This window comes from Variovorax sp. 01T432, assembly GCF_056398605.1.
Genome location: NZ_JBFTPS010000070.1, coordinates 16,452 through 29,986, shown reverse-complemented (window position 1 = coordinate 29,986; position 13,535 = coordinate 16,452). Strand labels below are relative to the sequence as shown.

16 protein-coding genes are annotated in these 13,535 nt (G+C 68.5%); 8 read left to right on the top strand and 8 right to left on the bottom strand.

Translation table 11 applies throughout. The features are described 5' to 3' along the window. The 3 genes from AC1DNF_RS31950 to AC1DNF_RS31940 all read right to left on the bottom strand — a co-directional run. The coding region (locus AC1DNF_RS31950) for a hypothetical protein (protein WP_478152679.1) at positions 1–195 on the bottom strand (195 nt) is incomplete at its 3' end. Positions 196–339: 144 nt separating this feature from the next. After that, positions 340–819, bottom strand: a complete 480-nt coding sequence (locus tag AC1DNF_RS31945; RefSeq protein ID WP_478152678.1) for an RES family NAD+ phosphorylase — start codon at positions 817–819, stop codon at positions 340–342. 18 nt (positions 820–837) lie between these two features. Beyond that, positions 838–1,179 (bottom strand): hypothetical protein, encoded by a 342-nt coding sequence (locus AC1DNF_RS31940; RefSeq protein ID WP_478152677.1) that lies wholly within the window; start codon positions 1,177–1,179, stop codon positions 838–840. Between the two features lie 207 nt (positions 1,180–1,386). On the opposite strand from AC1DNF_RS31940, the gene AC1DNF_RS31935 reads away from it, so the two are divergent. From AC1DNF_RS31935 to AC1DNF_RS31925, 3 genes are all read left to right on the top strand, one after another. Continuing rightward, positions 1,387–2,253 carry a GNAT family N-acetyltransferase gene (locus AC1DNF_RS31935; protein ID WP_478152676.1) on the top strand — a complete coding sequence of 289 codons (867 nt, stop codon included), beginning with the start codon at positions 1,387–1,389 and terminating at the stop codon, positions 2,251–2,253. A gap of 84 nt (positions 2,254–2,337) precedes the next feature. Further along, the gene (locus AC1DNF_RS31930) at positions 2,338–2,877 is read left to right on the top strand and encodes a C4-dicarboxylate ABC transporter substrate-binding protein (protein ID WP_478152675.1); all 540 of its coding nucleotides are present in this window, start codon (positions 2,338–2,340) and stop codon (positions 2,875–2,877) included. Continuing rightward, a complete protein-coding gene (locus AC1DNF_RS31925; RefSeq protein WP_478152674.1) occupies positions 2,859–4,364 on the top strand; it encodes a TRAP transporter large permease subunit in 1,506 nt (501 codons plus the stop codon). The genes AC1DNF_RS31930 and AC1DNF_RS31925 overlap by 19 nt, the downstream gene beginning before the upstream one ends. 6 nt (positions 4,365–4,370) lie before the next feature. Here AC1DNF_RS31925 and AC1DNF_RS31920 read toward each other — a convergent pair whose 3' ends face one another. The 4 genes from AC1DNF_RS31920 to AC1DNF_RS31905 are packed head-to-tail and all read right to left on the bottom strand — an operon-like array spanning position 4,371 to position 6,518. Continuing rightward, positions 4,371–5,210 carry a hypothetical protein gene (locus tag AC1DNF_RS31920; protein ID WP_478152673.1) on the bottom strand — a complete coding sequence of 280 codons (840 nt, stop codon included), beginning with the start codon at positions 5,208–5,210 and terminating at the stop codon, positions 4,371–4,373. A gap of 39 nt (positions 5,211–5,249) precedes the next feature. Then, positions 5,250–6,020, bottom strand: coding sequence for a hypothetical protein (locus AC1DNF_RS31915; RefSeq protein ID WP_478152672.1), 771 nt, complete (start codon positions 6,018–6,020; stop codon positions 5,250–5,252). Beyond that, on the bottom strand, positions 5,992–6,282 hold the full coding sequence (locus tag AC1DNF_RS31910) for a hypothetical protein (RefSeq protein ID WP_478152671.1): 291 nt from the start codon (positions 6,280–6,282) through the stop codon (positions 5,992–5,994). Before AC1DNF_RS31910 ends, AC1DNF_RS31915 begins: the two co-directional genes overlap by 29 nt. 11 nt (positions 6,283–6,293) lie before the next feature. Next, the gene (locus AC1DNF_RS31905; RefSeq protein WP_478152670.1) at positions 6,294–6,518 is read right to left on the bottom strand and encodes a hypothetical protein; all 225 of its coding nucleotides are present in this window, start codon (positions 6,516–6,518) and stop codon (positions 6,294–6,296) included. 187 nt (positions 6,519–6,705) lie between these two features. Between AC1DNF_RS31905 and AC1DNF_RS31900 the strand changes: the two genes are divergently transcribed. The 4 genes from AC1DNF_RS31900 (at position 6,706) to AC1DNF_RS31885 (ending at position 10,452) form a co-directional block, all read left to right on the top strand. After that, complete coding sequence (locus AC1DNF_RS31900) at positions 6,706–6,885, top strand: hypothetical protein (RefSeq protein ID WP_478152669.1); 180 nt, start codon at positions 6,706–6,708, stop codon at positions 6,883–6,885. Between the two features lie 90 nt (positions 6,886–6,975). Beyond that, positions 6,976–7,824, top strand: coding sequence for a DUF6502 family protein (locus tag AC1DNF_RS31895; RefSeq protein ID WP_478152668.1), 849 nt, complete (start codon positions 6,976–6,978; stop codon positions 7,822–7,824). Then, positions 7,821–9,179, top strand: coding sequence for a DUF5666 domain-containing protein (locus AC1DNF_RS31890; RefSeq protein WP_478152667.1), 1,359 nt, complete (start codon positions 7,821–7,823; stop codon positions 9,177–9,179). The genes AC1DNF_RS31895 and AC1DNF_RS31890 overlap by 4 nt, the downstream gene beginning before the upstream one ends. A 265-nt stretch (positions 9,180–9,444) precedes the next feature. Beyond that, on the top strand, positions 9,445–10,452 hold the full coding sequence (locus AC1DNF_RS31885; protein ID WP_478152666.1) for a hypothetical protein: 1,008 nt from the start codon (positions 9,445–9,447) through the stop codon (positions 10,450–10,452). A gap of 11 nt (positions 10,453–10,463) precedes the next feature. Here the strand turns inward: AC1DNF_RS31885 and AC1DNF_RS31880 are convergent, their stop codons facing one another. Further along, entirely contained in the window at positions 10,464–11,693 is a 1,230-nt protein-coding gene (locus AC1DNF_RS31880) for a THUMP domain-containing class I SAM-dependent RNA methyltransferase (RefSeq protein ID WP_478152665.1), read from the bottom strand. Between the two features lie 61 nt (positions 11,694–11,754). On the opposite strand from AC1DNF_RS31880, the gene AC1DNF_RS31875 reads away from it, so the two are divergent. Then, the gene (locus AC1DNF_RS31875) at positions 11,755–13,530 is read left to right on the top strand and encodes a sensor histidine kinase (RefSeq protein ID WP_478152664.1); all 1,776 of its coding nucleotides are present in this window, start codon (positions 11,755–11,757) and stop codon (positions 13,528–13,530) included. Positions 13,531–13,535: the final 5 nt, after the last annotated feature.

The following is a 13,535-nucleotide window of genomic DNA, read 5'->3' as shown; positions in this document are numbered from 1 at the left end:
AAAGGTCTCGCCCTGCAGCGAGCGGCGGATGATCTCGATCAGCGCATCGGGCAAGTGCGACAGGTTGCCCAGGGTCTCGTTCTTGACCTTGCCGTCCTCGCGGTAGCTGCGGCGTAGCAGGTGGGTGCGATAGACCTGGTCCTTGTACTKGCGGGTCGTAGTGACGACGTGAGCGGTTCCGGTGCGGGCTGCCATGAATGCAAATATATACAACAAGAGCCATAATGTCAACTATTTAGTGACTACATATTGACACCAAAAAAATCCTCCGAAGAGGAGGATTCGTGAACCACGACAACCACTTGCCGCTTCTCGAGTGACTACGAAGTACAAGGAACTTCAGTCTAGCGTGGCACCTGCTCTCATCCTGTCCGGGAACAGGATCAGATTGTCGCAATGCCATCGCGCGCAGGGTGCGACAAGACCATCGCACCCGAGAAACTCCACGGCGGCTCCTATCTCTTGCGTACGCGGCAGGTTAACGCCCCCGAACGCGCTTTCTGGGACTCCAAGTGTGGCCAGATCGACTCGCAGCAACTTCAGTGTGCGGTGTGCAACGACGCGCAGCGTATGGAGCATGACGGGCTTCGTGGGACGGGGCGTGAGCTGCCCCCAATGGAATGAAATCTCTGCCAGCGCACCCTCGCGAGCCAGGCTCGTATATAGGACTCCCGCCCCGTCGCGTCGCATCCATCGCCCCCCGCTGAACGAACTGGCCAGAGGATCGAGGCTCTGCCGGGTCCCTCGAAATACCTTGCCGTCGAACGGTTCCTTCGGCAGCCCCTCCAACCGGTCCAGCAAATCGGGGGCGTGGATCATTGAAAAGGCCGGCCTCTCTCAGATATGAACGCCATCCAGCAGTTGGTTGACCACAGCCAACACCTCGTCAACCCGCCCCTGTTGAATCAGCTCTGCTGGCACTTGGTCACCCATCAATCGCTGACGCGAGAACAGCCAGAGGCGAGCATCATGCGGCTCATAGATATCCGCGAGCTTGTCGATGACGAACTCCAACTCGAGCAGTTGCTTCTCGGTGCTCGCATGGGGCAGCGCCTTGCCGTTGTTCCATCGAGAAACCGTTTCAGGGCGAACATTCAAGACGTTGGCCACATCCGCCGAGCGCATGGCGCCCTTTGTCTGAATGGCTTCAAGGCGGCGCGCAATCGCATTGGTGCTCATGAGAGGCCTTCGTCAATGGTTTGAGAAATTCGACAGTACATCAGGCTTGGAGGGATCGGCCTTGGACGGAATATGCGCTTTTCCACGACATTAAGCAAGACATAGTCATTGACATTTTGCATGTCTTTTTCTGCCTCCGCGCGGCCATTGAGCTCGGCCGATGCACTGCGCCTCTCGACCTCGACGAGCACAGCCAAAGAGCCTCGCATGCAAGCAAGAAACCCCCTCATGCCCTGCACCATCCGCCCCATGCACCGCGACGAGATCGCGATTGCGATCGACTTCGCCGCCCTCGAAGGCTGGAACCCCGGCCTTCACGATGCCGCTTGCTTCCATGCCGCCGACCCTGACGGCTTCCTCGCCGCCGAGCACCTAGCCGAGATCATCGGCTGCATCGCCGCCGTCTCCTACGCAGGCCGCTTCGGCTTCATCGGCCTCTTCATCGTCGCTCCCGCATGGCGCGGCAAAGGCATCGGGCGCCGCCTGTGGGACGCGGGCATGGCGCGGCTCGCGGGGCAGGTCGTCGGACTCGACGGCGTGAAGGCCCAGCAGGCCTACTACCGACGCAACGGCTTCGAGCTGGCCTGGCAGAACGCTCGCTTCGCCGGCACCGCCGCATCGGCTGGCCACCCGCATGCCGCCCCGATCGTGCCGCTCTCCACCGTCGACTTCGCGATGCTGCGCGCCGACGATGCCCGCATCTTCCCCGCCCCGCGCGAGGCCTTCCTTCGCTGCTGGACCACGATGCCCGACGCGACGGGCCTCGCCTGGATGGAGCAGGGGCGGCTCGCCGGATGGGGCGTCATCCGCCGCTGCCGCGAGGGCCACAAGATCGGCCCGCTGGTCGCGGACAGCCCGCGGATCGCGAGTGCGCTTCATGTGGCGCTCTGCGACAGCGTGCCGCCCGGCGATACCGTGTACCTCGACGTCCCGACGACGAACACCCATGCGCTGGCACTGGCACGCCAGCAAGGCCTGCGCAGCGTCTTCGAAACAGGCCGGATGTACGCCGGCCCGGCGCCCGCCTGCGAGCTCGACAGGCTCTACGGCATCACCACCTTCGAACTCGGCTGAGGGCACAGCGCTCCGAAATAGCGCCAGGATTGCGTCGGCAACGCGTCAGTCAGCCCATGCCAGAATCCGCCGCGCCCCGCCGCCATGCAGCACAACCACGCCAACTCGCCCGCCTCTTCGCGCCCCCCGCCCGCGCCGGGCATCCTCACGCGCATGGCGATGCCGCTGTCGATCGCCGTCACGCTGCTGCTGTTCCTGCAATGGCCGCTGCGCGAACTCGTCGGCGCATGGTCGACCGATGCCAACGACATGGCCCAATGGGTCTTCGCGCTGTACGTGGCCGTCGCGCTGCGCCATGCCGGCGAACGCGGCGCACACCTGGTGGCGCGGCCCGACCTGGTCCATGCCGCCGGTTTCGGCGCCAGGTTGCGGCGCATCTGCGCGCCCTTGTGCGTGCTGCCCTGGGCACTGTTCGTCATCGTCGCGGGCGCGCCCCAGGTCTGGCGCTCCGTCGCCAGCCTCGAGCGCTTCCCCGACACCTTCAACGCCGGCTATTTCATGATCAAGCTCGCGCTGCTGCTCCTGGCCGCCTTGTTGCTGCTGCAGGCCGCGCAGGGCCTGTGGCGCGCATGGTGCCACCCCGCCCAGGCCGAGGAGGAAGCCCCGTGGGCTGGGTCGGACTGATCCTGCTGGCCATCACGCTGGCCGTGATGATGACCACCGGATGGCCCACTTACGCGGTGCTGCTCGGCGTGAGCACGCTGGGCGCGCTGGGCGGGCTGGCCATCGGCGCCTTCGATGCGCCGCTGCTCGGCAGCCTTCCTGTGCGCATCATCGGCCTGCTGGAGCAGGACCTGATACAGGCGCTGGCGCTCTACGCGCTCGTGGGTGCGCTGCTCGGGCGCCTCGGACTGGCGAACGCGTTGTACGGCGCCTTGCGCAAGGCCTTCGGCCGGGTCGCATCGCGCGGCGCGCCCGAACTGGCCGGGCTCGGCTTGGGGGTGCTGCTGGCGCCGATGAACGGCTCGGTGGGCGCGAGTCTGATCACGCTGTCGCGCACGGCCGGCGCGCGTTGGGCGCAGGACGGCATGCCGGCCGCGCGGCGCACCGCCTTGATCGCGGTCGGCAGCACGCTCGGCGTGGTGGTGCCGCCGTCGCTGGTGTTGCTGCTGCTCGGCGACGCGATGATGCGCGCCCACACCGAGGCGCTGAACATGGTGCCCAGGCTCGCCACCCCGGCGGCCGAAGCGGCCACCCGGGTCATCAACTCGCAGGATGTGCTGCAGGCGGCGATGGTGCCGGGCGCCATCCTGGTGGTGTGCTGGCTGCTGTTGACCTGGTGGCTGGCGCCGCGCGCCGGCGCCAAGGCCGCGCCGGTGGCACTGTCGCGCGGCGAAGCCTGGACGCTGGGGGTCGTGCCGCTGGTCATTGCCGTTCTGCTCGGGCTGGTGATCTCCGGCCATGTGCGCGCGGTCGAGGCGGCGGCCACGGCGGGTATGCTGCTGCTGGCGTGGGGCGTGGTGTCGCGCCAGCTCACGCGCGCCGTGCTGTGGCGCTCGCTCGACGATGCGATGGCGCTGACGGGCGCCCTCTTCGCGCTGCTGGTCGCGGCGACGACCTTCTCGCTGCTGCTGCGCGCCTTCGGCACCGACCTGCTGGTCGCGCAATGGATGCTGGCGATGGCGGGGCACCCGCTCGCCGCCATGCTCGCGGTGATCGTGCTGCTGCTGTGCTGCGCCTTCGTGCTCGATGCATTCGAGCTGATCTTCCTGATCGTGCCGATCGTGATGCCTCCGCTGCTGGCGCTGGTGGACGACGCGGCGTGGGTATCGGCGCTCACGCTGCTGGTGCTCCAGGCCGGCTTCCTGCTGCCGCCCTTCGGCTATGCGGTGGTGCTGGCGCGGGGGCTGCACAGGCAGCGGCCGGCGCTTGGCGGCGTGGTCGGCGCGCTGGCGCCCTATCTGCTGTGCCTGCTCGCGGTGGGGGCACTGGTGTTTGTGTTCCCGGCGACGACGCAATGGGCCCGGACCATGCCGGCCCGCATTCCCGGCAACACGATGAGCGATGCGCAGATCGAACAGCGCATGCGCGAGATGTCGGCGCCCGACTCGGACGCAGGAAACACGGGGGACGCGGGCGACATGCCTGCGCCAGGTGCGCCGCCGCCCTGATCGGTCCTACGGCAGCAGCAGGAGCCTGGCCTGGCGCGCGCGCTCCGCGCGGGCCGGATCTTCATGCCCGGCGGCGCTGGAGCCTTGCCACACGATGTCGGGCGCTCCGGCCGCTGTCGAGGATGCGGATGGCTCCTCCCGCTCGCTCGGGCCCGCGCAGCGAGGGTGCCCTCGGTACTCCGCCCTGCTGCACTGCGCCTGCAGACAGCGGCGCATCGAAACGTAGTCGAGGTTGGAGCAAGTGAAGGTCGGGTCCAACGCACTCGCATACGGCTCATTCGTTCGCCCTCGGAATGAGGGCCGCGCGCGGGTGCTCGGGTCCATGGCACCGGCGGGGACGCGGCGCGCGAAGTCCGGGCGGGGCTGGTGGGCGGCCGGACTTGGCGGCGCGGAGACTGTCCGAGGCGTAGGGGCTGGATTGCTTTCCCGCGACGGCAGCGGTTCCGGCGCCGCCGGGACGGATGCGGGCACCGGCGGCGGCCGCGAAGAGGTGACGGCCGCGATGGCGGGCAGCGCGGAGGGCGGCGCCGCGACCGACTCCGCCTGCACCGGCGGCGACCCGCCCGTGCGCGTGACGAACGCGTACCAGACGAGGAACGCCAATCCCATCAGCAACAGCACGATGCCCAGGCGGATCCAGAACCCGGCGGTCTCGGCCGGCAGCTCCGGCGTGATGGTGCGCTCCGGCGGTGGCCAGGCGTCGTGCCGCGGCGAGAAGGCGATCGTGTTCCTGTTCAGGGCCGAAGGCCCGGTCGGCGCGAAGGCAGGCAGTCGGGCGGCGCAGCCGAGGCAGAACATGGCGTTGTCGCGATTCCGGGTTCCACAGAGGGCGCAGGAGGCGGGCATGTCAAAGATCTTTGTGGGACAGCACGACGCGCGACGGGCTCAGCCCAGAAGCGTCGGGTCGCGGCGGGCTTCGTCGAGCCGGCGCTGGTGCCTGGCCTCGACGCACTGCGCACTGCGGCCAGCAACTGGCTGGGCGCAGGCGTTGTTCATGCAGATGGCATGCGAGAAGAAGTTCAGTCCGTCGCAGCGGGCTTGCGGCCCCCTTGCCGCGCCACGGACGAGGACCGAAGCGGCGGCGCGCGCTCGCATCGGCGCGAACGCGCGCGGCGACTTCGGAACGGCCTCGTTTTGCGCTGAGCGCGGCACGGGCGATTCGAGGGTTCCGATTCGATCGAAAGACGCGCCCGCTTCCGCCTGCGTCAGTTTGATCCGCGGCTGCGGTTGGGCCGGCTGCGCAGGCGGCACGTCGCCCACAACGGGCGCCCGAGCGTGCTCGCTCACCAGCGTGGCCGCCGTGGAAGGGCCCGTCAGCCAGAGTCCGAATGCCGCAAGCACCATGAGGATCATCGGCAGGACCCACAACATCGCCAGCACGAATCCGCGGGCGCGCAAGGCCACGAAACGAGCGCCCCTGTCGCGCCTGTGCGCGGGGGCCTCCGCTTCGCCATGCACCGTCGTGGCGTAGTAGGCAGGCAGCTTGCCGGCGCAGCCTTTGCAGAACCTGGCATGGCAGCTGTTGAGGGTGCTGCAGGCATCGCAGATCTCTGCGCCGGAGCGGTCGCCTCGGAACCTGGCGAAGTCGCTCAAGCTCCCGTAGGCAACGGGTGCAGGGGACAGGGGATCAGCGAAGGCTGCGAAGGCGGCGATCATCGAGACTCTCCTTGAGCATGGCTTGACTCAGGACCTCCGTCTTGAGCACGCACTGGGCGAGGCGGCGGCCCCATCGATGCTCCTCGGCGACGAGCCGCGCGAAGGTCTTGACGTCCTCGTCCGTGGGGCCGCTGCCGCAACCATCGACGTGCGCCCTGAACGAACGCACGATCCGGGTTGCCGCTGCCTGCCTGCGCTTTGTCGCGACGCACTCGGCAGAGCGCGTCATCGCCATGAGGTCGCTTTCAGTGGAAGCCTTCATGGGGTGACGCCTCAGGTTGCCGCATCGGCGGGGCGCCGGTGGTCGTCCAACTCGCCCAGCACCGTCCGGGTGCGCTCGAGGGCCTGCCGGGTTTCCATCGCGCCGGGAACATCATCGGACTCCGCGCTCCCCCAGAAAAAGCAGACCGCGCAGATCAGGAGCAAAGGAAGGGCGATGTACAGGGGCAGTCCGAGGACCGCCAGCAGACCCAGCACGAACACGAAAAGTTTGGGCATCTCTTACTCCACTTACTCCACTTACAAACCAATGTGAAAGATTCACAGACATAAAACTCTTGTCGTATAGTGGCCCTCGCTTCTTTGTAAGACAACGACGGGTGTCGCTGTCCAGTTGGTAACCAGGCGTTAGCAGAGCGCGAACGCCCTCGTCGGGAGGATTGCGTTGCATCGAAAGTTGCGTGTCATGACCGAGATCCGGCTGCGCTGGTCGGACAAAGTGCCGCACGAAACGGGGGCGGCGTATCCGGGCTGCTTGTGGCTTCCGGACACGCCCCGGAATCGCGAGCGTTTGGCTCTGGCCGCCGACTCGGCGAACGAACTCTATGGCCAGGAAACACATTGGATCGAAGAGCGCCAGGCATGAGGGAACGGCGCTCCAGCAACAGAGAGACTGGAGGCAGGGCTTGAAGGTATTTGTTGCCGGTGACCGCGACGCGGGAACTCGGGCAGATTGATGGAAGACCGGCTTGCCTGGGTGCTGGCGGCTTGCGCGCGCGTCCTGCGGCCGATGGTCAGGCTCGCCTTGGCCATGGGCCTCAAGCATGCGGACCTCGAAGAATTGCTGCGCGACCTTCTCCTGGACGAGGCGCGCCGGGCCTGGGCGGCCAAGGGCGTGGAGCCGAACGTCAGTCAGCTCTCGGTAACGACGGGCCTCAATCGCAAGGCGGTTGCGGCCAAGGTCCGGGAAGCGGTAGATGCGCTGCCGCACACCGAGACCTCGGCCGCGGCCAAGACAGTCACCTTGTGGCTGCAGATGCTGGCGGACGATCCGGCCTGCAGGTCCTTGCCCGTGGCCACCGCGGACGCGGCCGCGCCGTCCTTCGAGGCCGTGGCCCGGCAGGCGAGCCGCGGCAACGTGCACCACCGCACGATCCTGGACGAGCTGGTACGGCTCAACATGGCGAGCGAACAGGATGGGCGCGTCGAACTCCATGCGACGGGCTTCGTTCCAGTCGAGGATCTGCGAGGAATGCTCGCCTTTCTGGGCGACAACGCGCGCGACCACCTGCTGGCGGGGGTTTCCAACGTCCTGGGCGCGCAGCCGCCGATGCTCGAGCGCTCGGTGTTCGCCACGGGCCTGTCGCTGGAAGACTGCGAAAAGATCCAGCACCTGGTGCGGCAGCGCTGGAGTACCCTTCATCACGAGTTGACGCATGAGATGACACGCGCGGTGGAAAGTGCTCGCGGCGCGGCCGCAGGCCGCATGCGGGTCGGCATTTACACCTATTACGAGGACAGTTCATTGATTCAGGATCCAGCGGCGCCCAGGCGAACTTCGACGCCCTCGAAAGGGAATCCATGAAGAACGCACTCCTGCGCGGTGGCTTCCTGGCACTGTCGTTCACGCTGCTACTTTCATGCGGCGGCGGCGGCGGAAGCGGCCCGGGCATATCACTGGCGGGTTCGTCCGCGATCGGTGCGGGGGGTTTCCTGACGGACCCGGATGCCGGATCGGCCGGCCCAGGCGGTGCCTCGGACGGCAGCGCGGCTGGCACGGCCAGCGCGGGTGGCGACAGCGGCGCGGCGACGACGGCCTCGAGCGGCGATGGGTCCAGCAACGGTGCCGGCGGTGTGGGGTCCGGCGGCACGGGCGCGACCTCCGCCAGCGCGGCAGGCGTCGGCGCGGCCGATGGCGCGGGCAGCATCTTCGTCAACGGGCTGCGCTACAACACCGACAGCGCGGCGCTGAACATCGAGGACGCGCCCGGACTGCAGCTGGGGATGAGCGTCGCGGTCAGCGGGCCGGTCAATGCCGACTTCACGAGCGGCGTGGCCAATCTGATCACCTCCGCCGCCGAGATGCGCGGACCCTTGACATCGGTCGACCCGGCCAGCGCAAGCCTCGTGGTGCTGGGAACGACGGTGAGCACGGATCCGTCCACCGTCTGGGCCGATTCGGCGGGCCTCGCGTCGCTGGTGCCGGGCACGACCTTGCAGGTCTGGGGCCTGCCGGCGGGGCCGGGCGTGCTGCTGGCCACGCGCGTCGAACAGCGTGCGGCGGCCACGCCGATCCTGACGGGCACCGTGCAGAACCTCGACACAGGCGCGCGCACCTTCACGCTGGGCGGCATCTCCGTGAACTACGGCGCGGCAGTGCTCTCCGGCAGCATCGACGGGCGCCCGCTGGCCAACGGGACCATCGTGCGCGTGCGCGCCAACAGCCAGCCTTCGGTGGGCACGCTGATGGCAACGCTCGTGCAGTGGTGGTATCCGGTTGGGCTGGGGAACGGCATGCCGGCCCAGTTCGGGGGTGTCGTCACGGACTTTGCGGGGCTGGGCTCCCTCCGCGTGCTTGGAATCAGCGTCGACGCATCCGCGGCGCAGGTCACGGGAGGGCTTCCAGGCTCGGTCGGCAATGGCGTGAGAGTGGAAGTCGGAGGCGTCTTCTCGAACGGCGTTCTCAAGGCGACGAAATTCAAGATCCGGCATGTTCCGGGCACCGGCGGGCCTTCTTCATTCACCTTGATCGGCACCGTCGGCGCCTTCTCGTCACCCGCCAGTTTCCGCGTCCGCGGCCAGCTCGTGAACGCGAGCGGGCCGGGCGTCGTGTTCGTGAATGGCACGGCGGCAAGCCTGGGCAACGGCGCGAAGGTGACCGTGGTGGGCGCGCAGGTGGTCGACGGCGTATTGCTGGCAGAGAGCGTCACCTTCAATTGAATTGACGACGAGCGCTCGCCCCTTTCGCGGGCGAGTTGCTTTGTTCGCCTGTTCGATTCGAGTTCGACGAGGGCCTGGCCTATCGTGTGCTGCCGTGCCCATCCGCCCCATCACGTCATCGCCACCATCCGTGCCAGCGCCGCAGGGAATCCCGCACGCGGCCGGCCCCGCGGCGGATGCGGCAGGCCAGGACAGAGGCGGTAGCGCGCGGGTCGAGATGCCCAACCCATTGCTGAGCGGGCTTGGCCCGGCTCCGAAGCCGCCCGTGCTTCATGTGAACCTCGGCGATACCGTTGAACTCCGCTTCAATCCCGCGCTGCTGGAATCGAACCGTGGCGAACTCAGGCTCACGAAGGCACAGCAGCGCAAAGCCGCCGCCGCCGACATCCTCCAGCAAGGCACCGCCAGCATGGTCACCTCCGGCCTGTATTACAAGCTGTCGCGCTTCGGCCAAATGGGCGGCGAGTATCTCTTCGAAGACCTGTGGGGCAAGGACCCCTCGGTGACCAACAAGGAGGAGTTGAAGCAGCTCTATGGCGCCATGGGCAGCGTGATCGTCTCGGCCCTGCTCGCGCCATTCCTCGGCATCGTGCACCGCTTCGTCGAAGCCAAGTTCATCCAGGCGCGACGAGCCCTCGGGACGCGGGAAGACAAGGGCGTGCTCGTGCCGGGCCGGTTCAGCGGCGTGGACTACTCCCCCGGCCACGCCTATCGCAACGCGCGGGAAGACCAGGAACAGATTCAGAAGCTCTCGTCCGCCTTGATGGGGGCCGTGAAGGAAGCCGTCTTTCCGTTCAGTTCGGTGGCGGGCGCGACGGCCGGAAACGCGATGCGCCGATACACGATCGACAGCGTGGGCCGTCTCGTGTCAGGCGCCTTGTCGGAGTCGATCATCATTCTGCGGAATCCGGAGAAGCGGCCGATGGTCTTCACGCGCGTGAGCGTGCCCAACCCTGACTCGCTGCGGCGGCCCAATCGCGTGCGTCCGAGCGACGGTGAATCGCTCACGCGCCTGCGCGCCGGCCTGGCCAGCAGCGCGGTCAACGCGGGGCTCGACCTGGCCATCGCGCTGAACGGCTACTCCACCCGCGGTGGTGTGCCGACTTCGATCGAAACCGCGATGGGCATGGTCGCGTCCATGCTTTTCGGCGCCGCCAAGGGCTATTTCACGACCGCCACGTTCCTGGAACAGCGCGCGCGGATGGACGGCGACAGGCCCAGGCGCCCCCATCCGCCCGTGGTCGACGTCACGCAGCGACGCGCGAGCATCTGAGGCGCGGGGCCTCAGCTCCGCCCGCGCGCCGACCCGGCGACCATCTCGAACTTGAACAGCCGGCACTCGATCGGCCCGTTCCACATCGGGACCCGGCGCGACTCCTTCAGCCGCATGCGCTTGGGGAGCTGGAGGTCGGGCGTCAGCAGCCAGGCGGTCCAGCCGGCGTAGTTCTTCTTCCAGTGGCTGGCGAGCTGCACGAAGAATTCACCGCCGTCCTCGGTCTGCGCTTCCTCGCGGCCCTGGGCACGCGCCACGCCGCCGACCTCGATGCGCTCGCCGTAGGGCGGGTTGAGCACGATGACGCCGGAGGGCGCGGGCGGCATGCGCTGCAAGGCGTCGCCGCCGCGGAACTGCACCGCCGCCGCGACGCCGGCGCGCTCGGCGTTGCGTTCGGCGAAGTCGACCATGCGGTGCGAGACGTCGGAGCCGAAGATGACGGGAGCCGCCGCTTCCGCCGGCGGCGCGGCGGGCTGTGCCTCGGCCTTGAGCGCCGCCCACACGTGCGGCTGGAAGGGAAGCAGCTTCTCGAAGCCGAAGCGCCGCAACGATCCCGCCGCGATGCCGAGCGCGATCTGCGCGGCCTCGATAACGATGGTGCCGCTGCCGCAGCAGGGGTCGTACAACGGCTGGGTCGAGACCGCGCCGGTTTCCGGGTTCCACCAGCCGCTGGCGGCGAGCATGGCGGCGGCCAGGGTTTCCTTGAGTGGCGCATCGCCCTTGTCCTGCCGCCAGCCGCGCTTGAAGAGCGGCTCGCCGGAGGTGTCGATGTAGAGGGTGCACGCGTCGGTGGTCAGGTGCGCGAACACGCGGCTGTCGGGCCACTGGGTCTCGATGCTGGGGCGCACGCCGCCGGCCTTGGCGCGGAAGCGGTCGGCAATGGCGTCCTTGATGCGCAGGGTGGCGAAGTTGAGGCTCTGCAGCGGGCTGTGCTGCGCGGTGGTCTCGATCTTGAAGGTCTGCTTGGGCGTGAACCAGATCTCCCAGGCCACGCCGCTGGCGATGGCGTAGAGGTCGTGCTCGTTGCGATAGGGCGCATGGGCGAGTTCGATCAGCACGCGCTGCGAGAGCCGGCTGTGGAGGTTGAGCTTCATGGCGTCGCGCCAGTCGGCCTGCACGCGCACGCCGCCGCGCAAGGTCAGCAGGTCCTGGCCGGCGCGGCCGGTGAGGGCGTGCACTTCCTGCGCGAGGAAATCCTCGACACCGGCTGCACAGGGGAGGAATAGCGAGAGGTCGTTCACGCGACCATTGTCGCCGCTGGCCACCCCGAATGGACCCGGCTGCTCTATAGTGCATCCGCCGATGAGCCCACCACCCGCCCCTGCCCATCCTGAGCTGCTCGAGGCGGACGCGTTTGCCATCCGATGCGAGGTGCTTCGCCTGAGCGCCCAGCCGAGCGGCCCGGTGCTGTTGGTGCAGTTCCTGCTCGACTGCGGCGTGGCGGCGCTCTTTGCCTGGCAATACTCGGTCGCGCGCGCACTGGTCTGGATTGCGCTGATCGCCGTCAGCACGGCCTTGCGCGGCTTCTTTCCGCAGCGGCTGCCCGCGTCGCTCACGCCCGCCAATCTGCCGCCGGCGCTGCGCCTGCACACGGCGCGCATCGCAGTCCACGAGGCGGCGCACGGGCTGGCCGGGGTGCTGCTGTTCAACCCGGCCGACCCTACGGCGCAGTTGCTGCTGGGCGTGGTGATCATGGCAATGACGCTGTCCTCGGCGTTCTCGGTGTCCTACCACACGCCCGCGATGCAACTCGCCATCACGCTGCTGCTGGCGCCGATCATCGCGATGGGCATCATCCACGGCGCGCCGCCGATGGTGGCGCTGTCGGTGCTGGGGGTCGGGCTGCTCGCGATGGTGTGGAAACTGGTGGCGGAGCGTTCTCGCCAGTTGGAGGAGAACATCGGCCTGCGGCACAACGAGAGCACGCTGCGCGAGCAGGCGCTGGCCGGACTGCGCGAATCGCAGCAGGCGCAGGCCGACCGCCTGCGCTTCTTCTCGGCGGCCAACCATGACCTTCGCCAGCCGGTGATGGCGATGGGTCTCCAGGCCGAGGTGCTGCGCCACCAGTTGAACGCCGGCGAGGACATGGCGACGGTACAGCACACGGTCGCCTCGCTCTCGCGGGCGCAGCAGGCGCTCGAAGGGCTGACCAACCAGCTCCTGGAGATCGGGCGCATCGAGGCGGCGGCCGATCCCATCACGCCGGTCGCGGTGGCCCTGGGACCCTTGATGCACGAATTCGCGCGCCAGGGCGGCGGTGGCCGGGTGCGGGTGCGCTGCCCGGACGGCGCGGTGGCGTGGACCGACGCCGTGGCGCTGCGGCGCATTCTCGGCAACCTGATGGACAACGCGCTCAAGTTCACGCCGCGCGGCCGCGTGCTGCTGGCCTGTCGGCGCCGCAGCAACGGCTGGCGCGTGGAAGTGCGCGACGCGGGCATCGGCATCGCGCCGGACGCGCAGGAGCGCGTGTTCGGCGATTTCGAGCAGGTGGGCAACGTGGAGCGCAATCTGCAACGCGGCCACGGGCTGGGCCTCGCGATCGTGCGGCGCCTGGCGCAGCGGCTGGACGTGCAGGTGACGCTGCGTTCGAGGCTCGGACGGGGCTCGGTATTCGGATTCACGCTGCCGGCCGCGCCGGTGCATGCTGCCGTGCTGCCGGTGGCAGCCCCGGCGGGGGATGCGATGGATCACGCGACGCACGCATCACGACCGCTGCGCCCCGGGCTTGCCGTGCTGGTGGTGGAAGACAACGCGGTGGTGGCCGACAGCATCGCCGCGCTGCTGCGCCTGTGGAACGCGCGGCCGCGCGTGTACGGAAGCGCGGCCGAGGCACTCGCGCTGGCCGACCTGCACGCCATTGACTTCGCACTGTGCGACATCCGCCTGCCGGGCGCGCTCGACGGCATCGCACTGGCCCGCGAACTGCAGCGGCAAAGGCCGGAACTGGCGATCGCCCTGGTGTCGGCCGACATCGACGAAGCGACACGGCAGCTGGCCGAGGCGCGCGGCTGGCACGCGCTGCGCAAGCCCGTGCAGCCGGCCGCGCTGCGTGCGGTGTTGCAGCTGGCGCGCGTCTGACCGGC

Bases quoted from the DNA above. Each gene is read 5' to 3' on its own strand.
- AC1DNF_RS31945 (WP_478152678.1), bottom strand. From the start codon at position 819: ATGATCCACGCCCCCGATTTGCTGGACCGGTTGGAGGGGCTGCCGAAG.
- AC1DNF_RS31940 (WP_478152677.1), bottom strand. From the start codon at position 1,179: ATGAGCACCAATGCGATTGCGCGCCGCCTTGAAGCCATTCAGACAAAG.
- AC1DNF_RS31935 (WP_478152676.1), top strand. From the start codon at position 1,387: ATGCAAGCAAGAAACCCCCTCATGCCCTGCACCATCCGCCCCATGCAC.
- AC1DNF_RS31930 (WP_478152675.1), top strand. From the start codon at position 2,338: ATGCAGCACAACCACGCCAACTCGCCCGCCTCTTCGCGCCCCCCGCCC.
- AC1DNF_RS31920 (WP_478152673.1), bottom strand. From the start codon at position 5,210: ATGCCCGCCTCCTGCGCCCTCTGTGGAACCCGGAATCGCGACAACGCC.
- AC1DNF_RS31915 (WP_478152672.1), bottom strand. From the start codon at position 6,020: ATGATCGCCGCCTTCGCAGCCTTCGCTGATCCCCTGTCCCCTGCACCC.
- AC1DNF_RS31910 (WP_478152671.1), bottom strand. From the start codon at position 6,282: ATGAAGGCTTCCACTGAAAGCGACCTCATGGCGATGACGCGCTCTGCC.
- AC1DNF_RS31905 (WP_478152670.1), bottom strand. From the start codon at position 6,518: ATGCCCAAACTTTTCGTGTTCGTGCTGGGTCTGCTGGCGGTCCTCGGA.
- AC1DNF_RS31900 (WP_478152669.1), top strand. From the start codon at position 6,706: ATGACCGAGATCCGGCTGCGCTGGTCGGACAAAGTGCCGCACGAAACG.
- AC1DNF_RS31895 (WP_478152668.1), top strand. From the start codon at position 6,976: ATGGAAGACCGGCTTGCCTGGGTGCTGGCGGCTTGCGCGCGCGTCCTG.
- AC1DNF_RS31890 (WP_478152667.1), top strand. From the start codon at position 7,821: ATGAAGAACGCACTCCTGCGCGGTGGCTTCCTGGCACTGTCGTTCACG.
- AC1DNF_RS31875 (WP_478152664.1), top strand. From the start codon at position 11,755: ATGAGCCCACCACCCGCCCCTGCCCATCCTGAGCTGCTCGAGGCGGAC.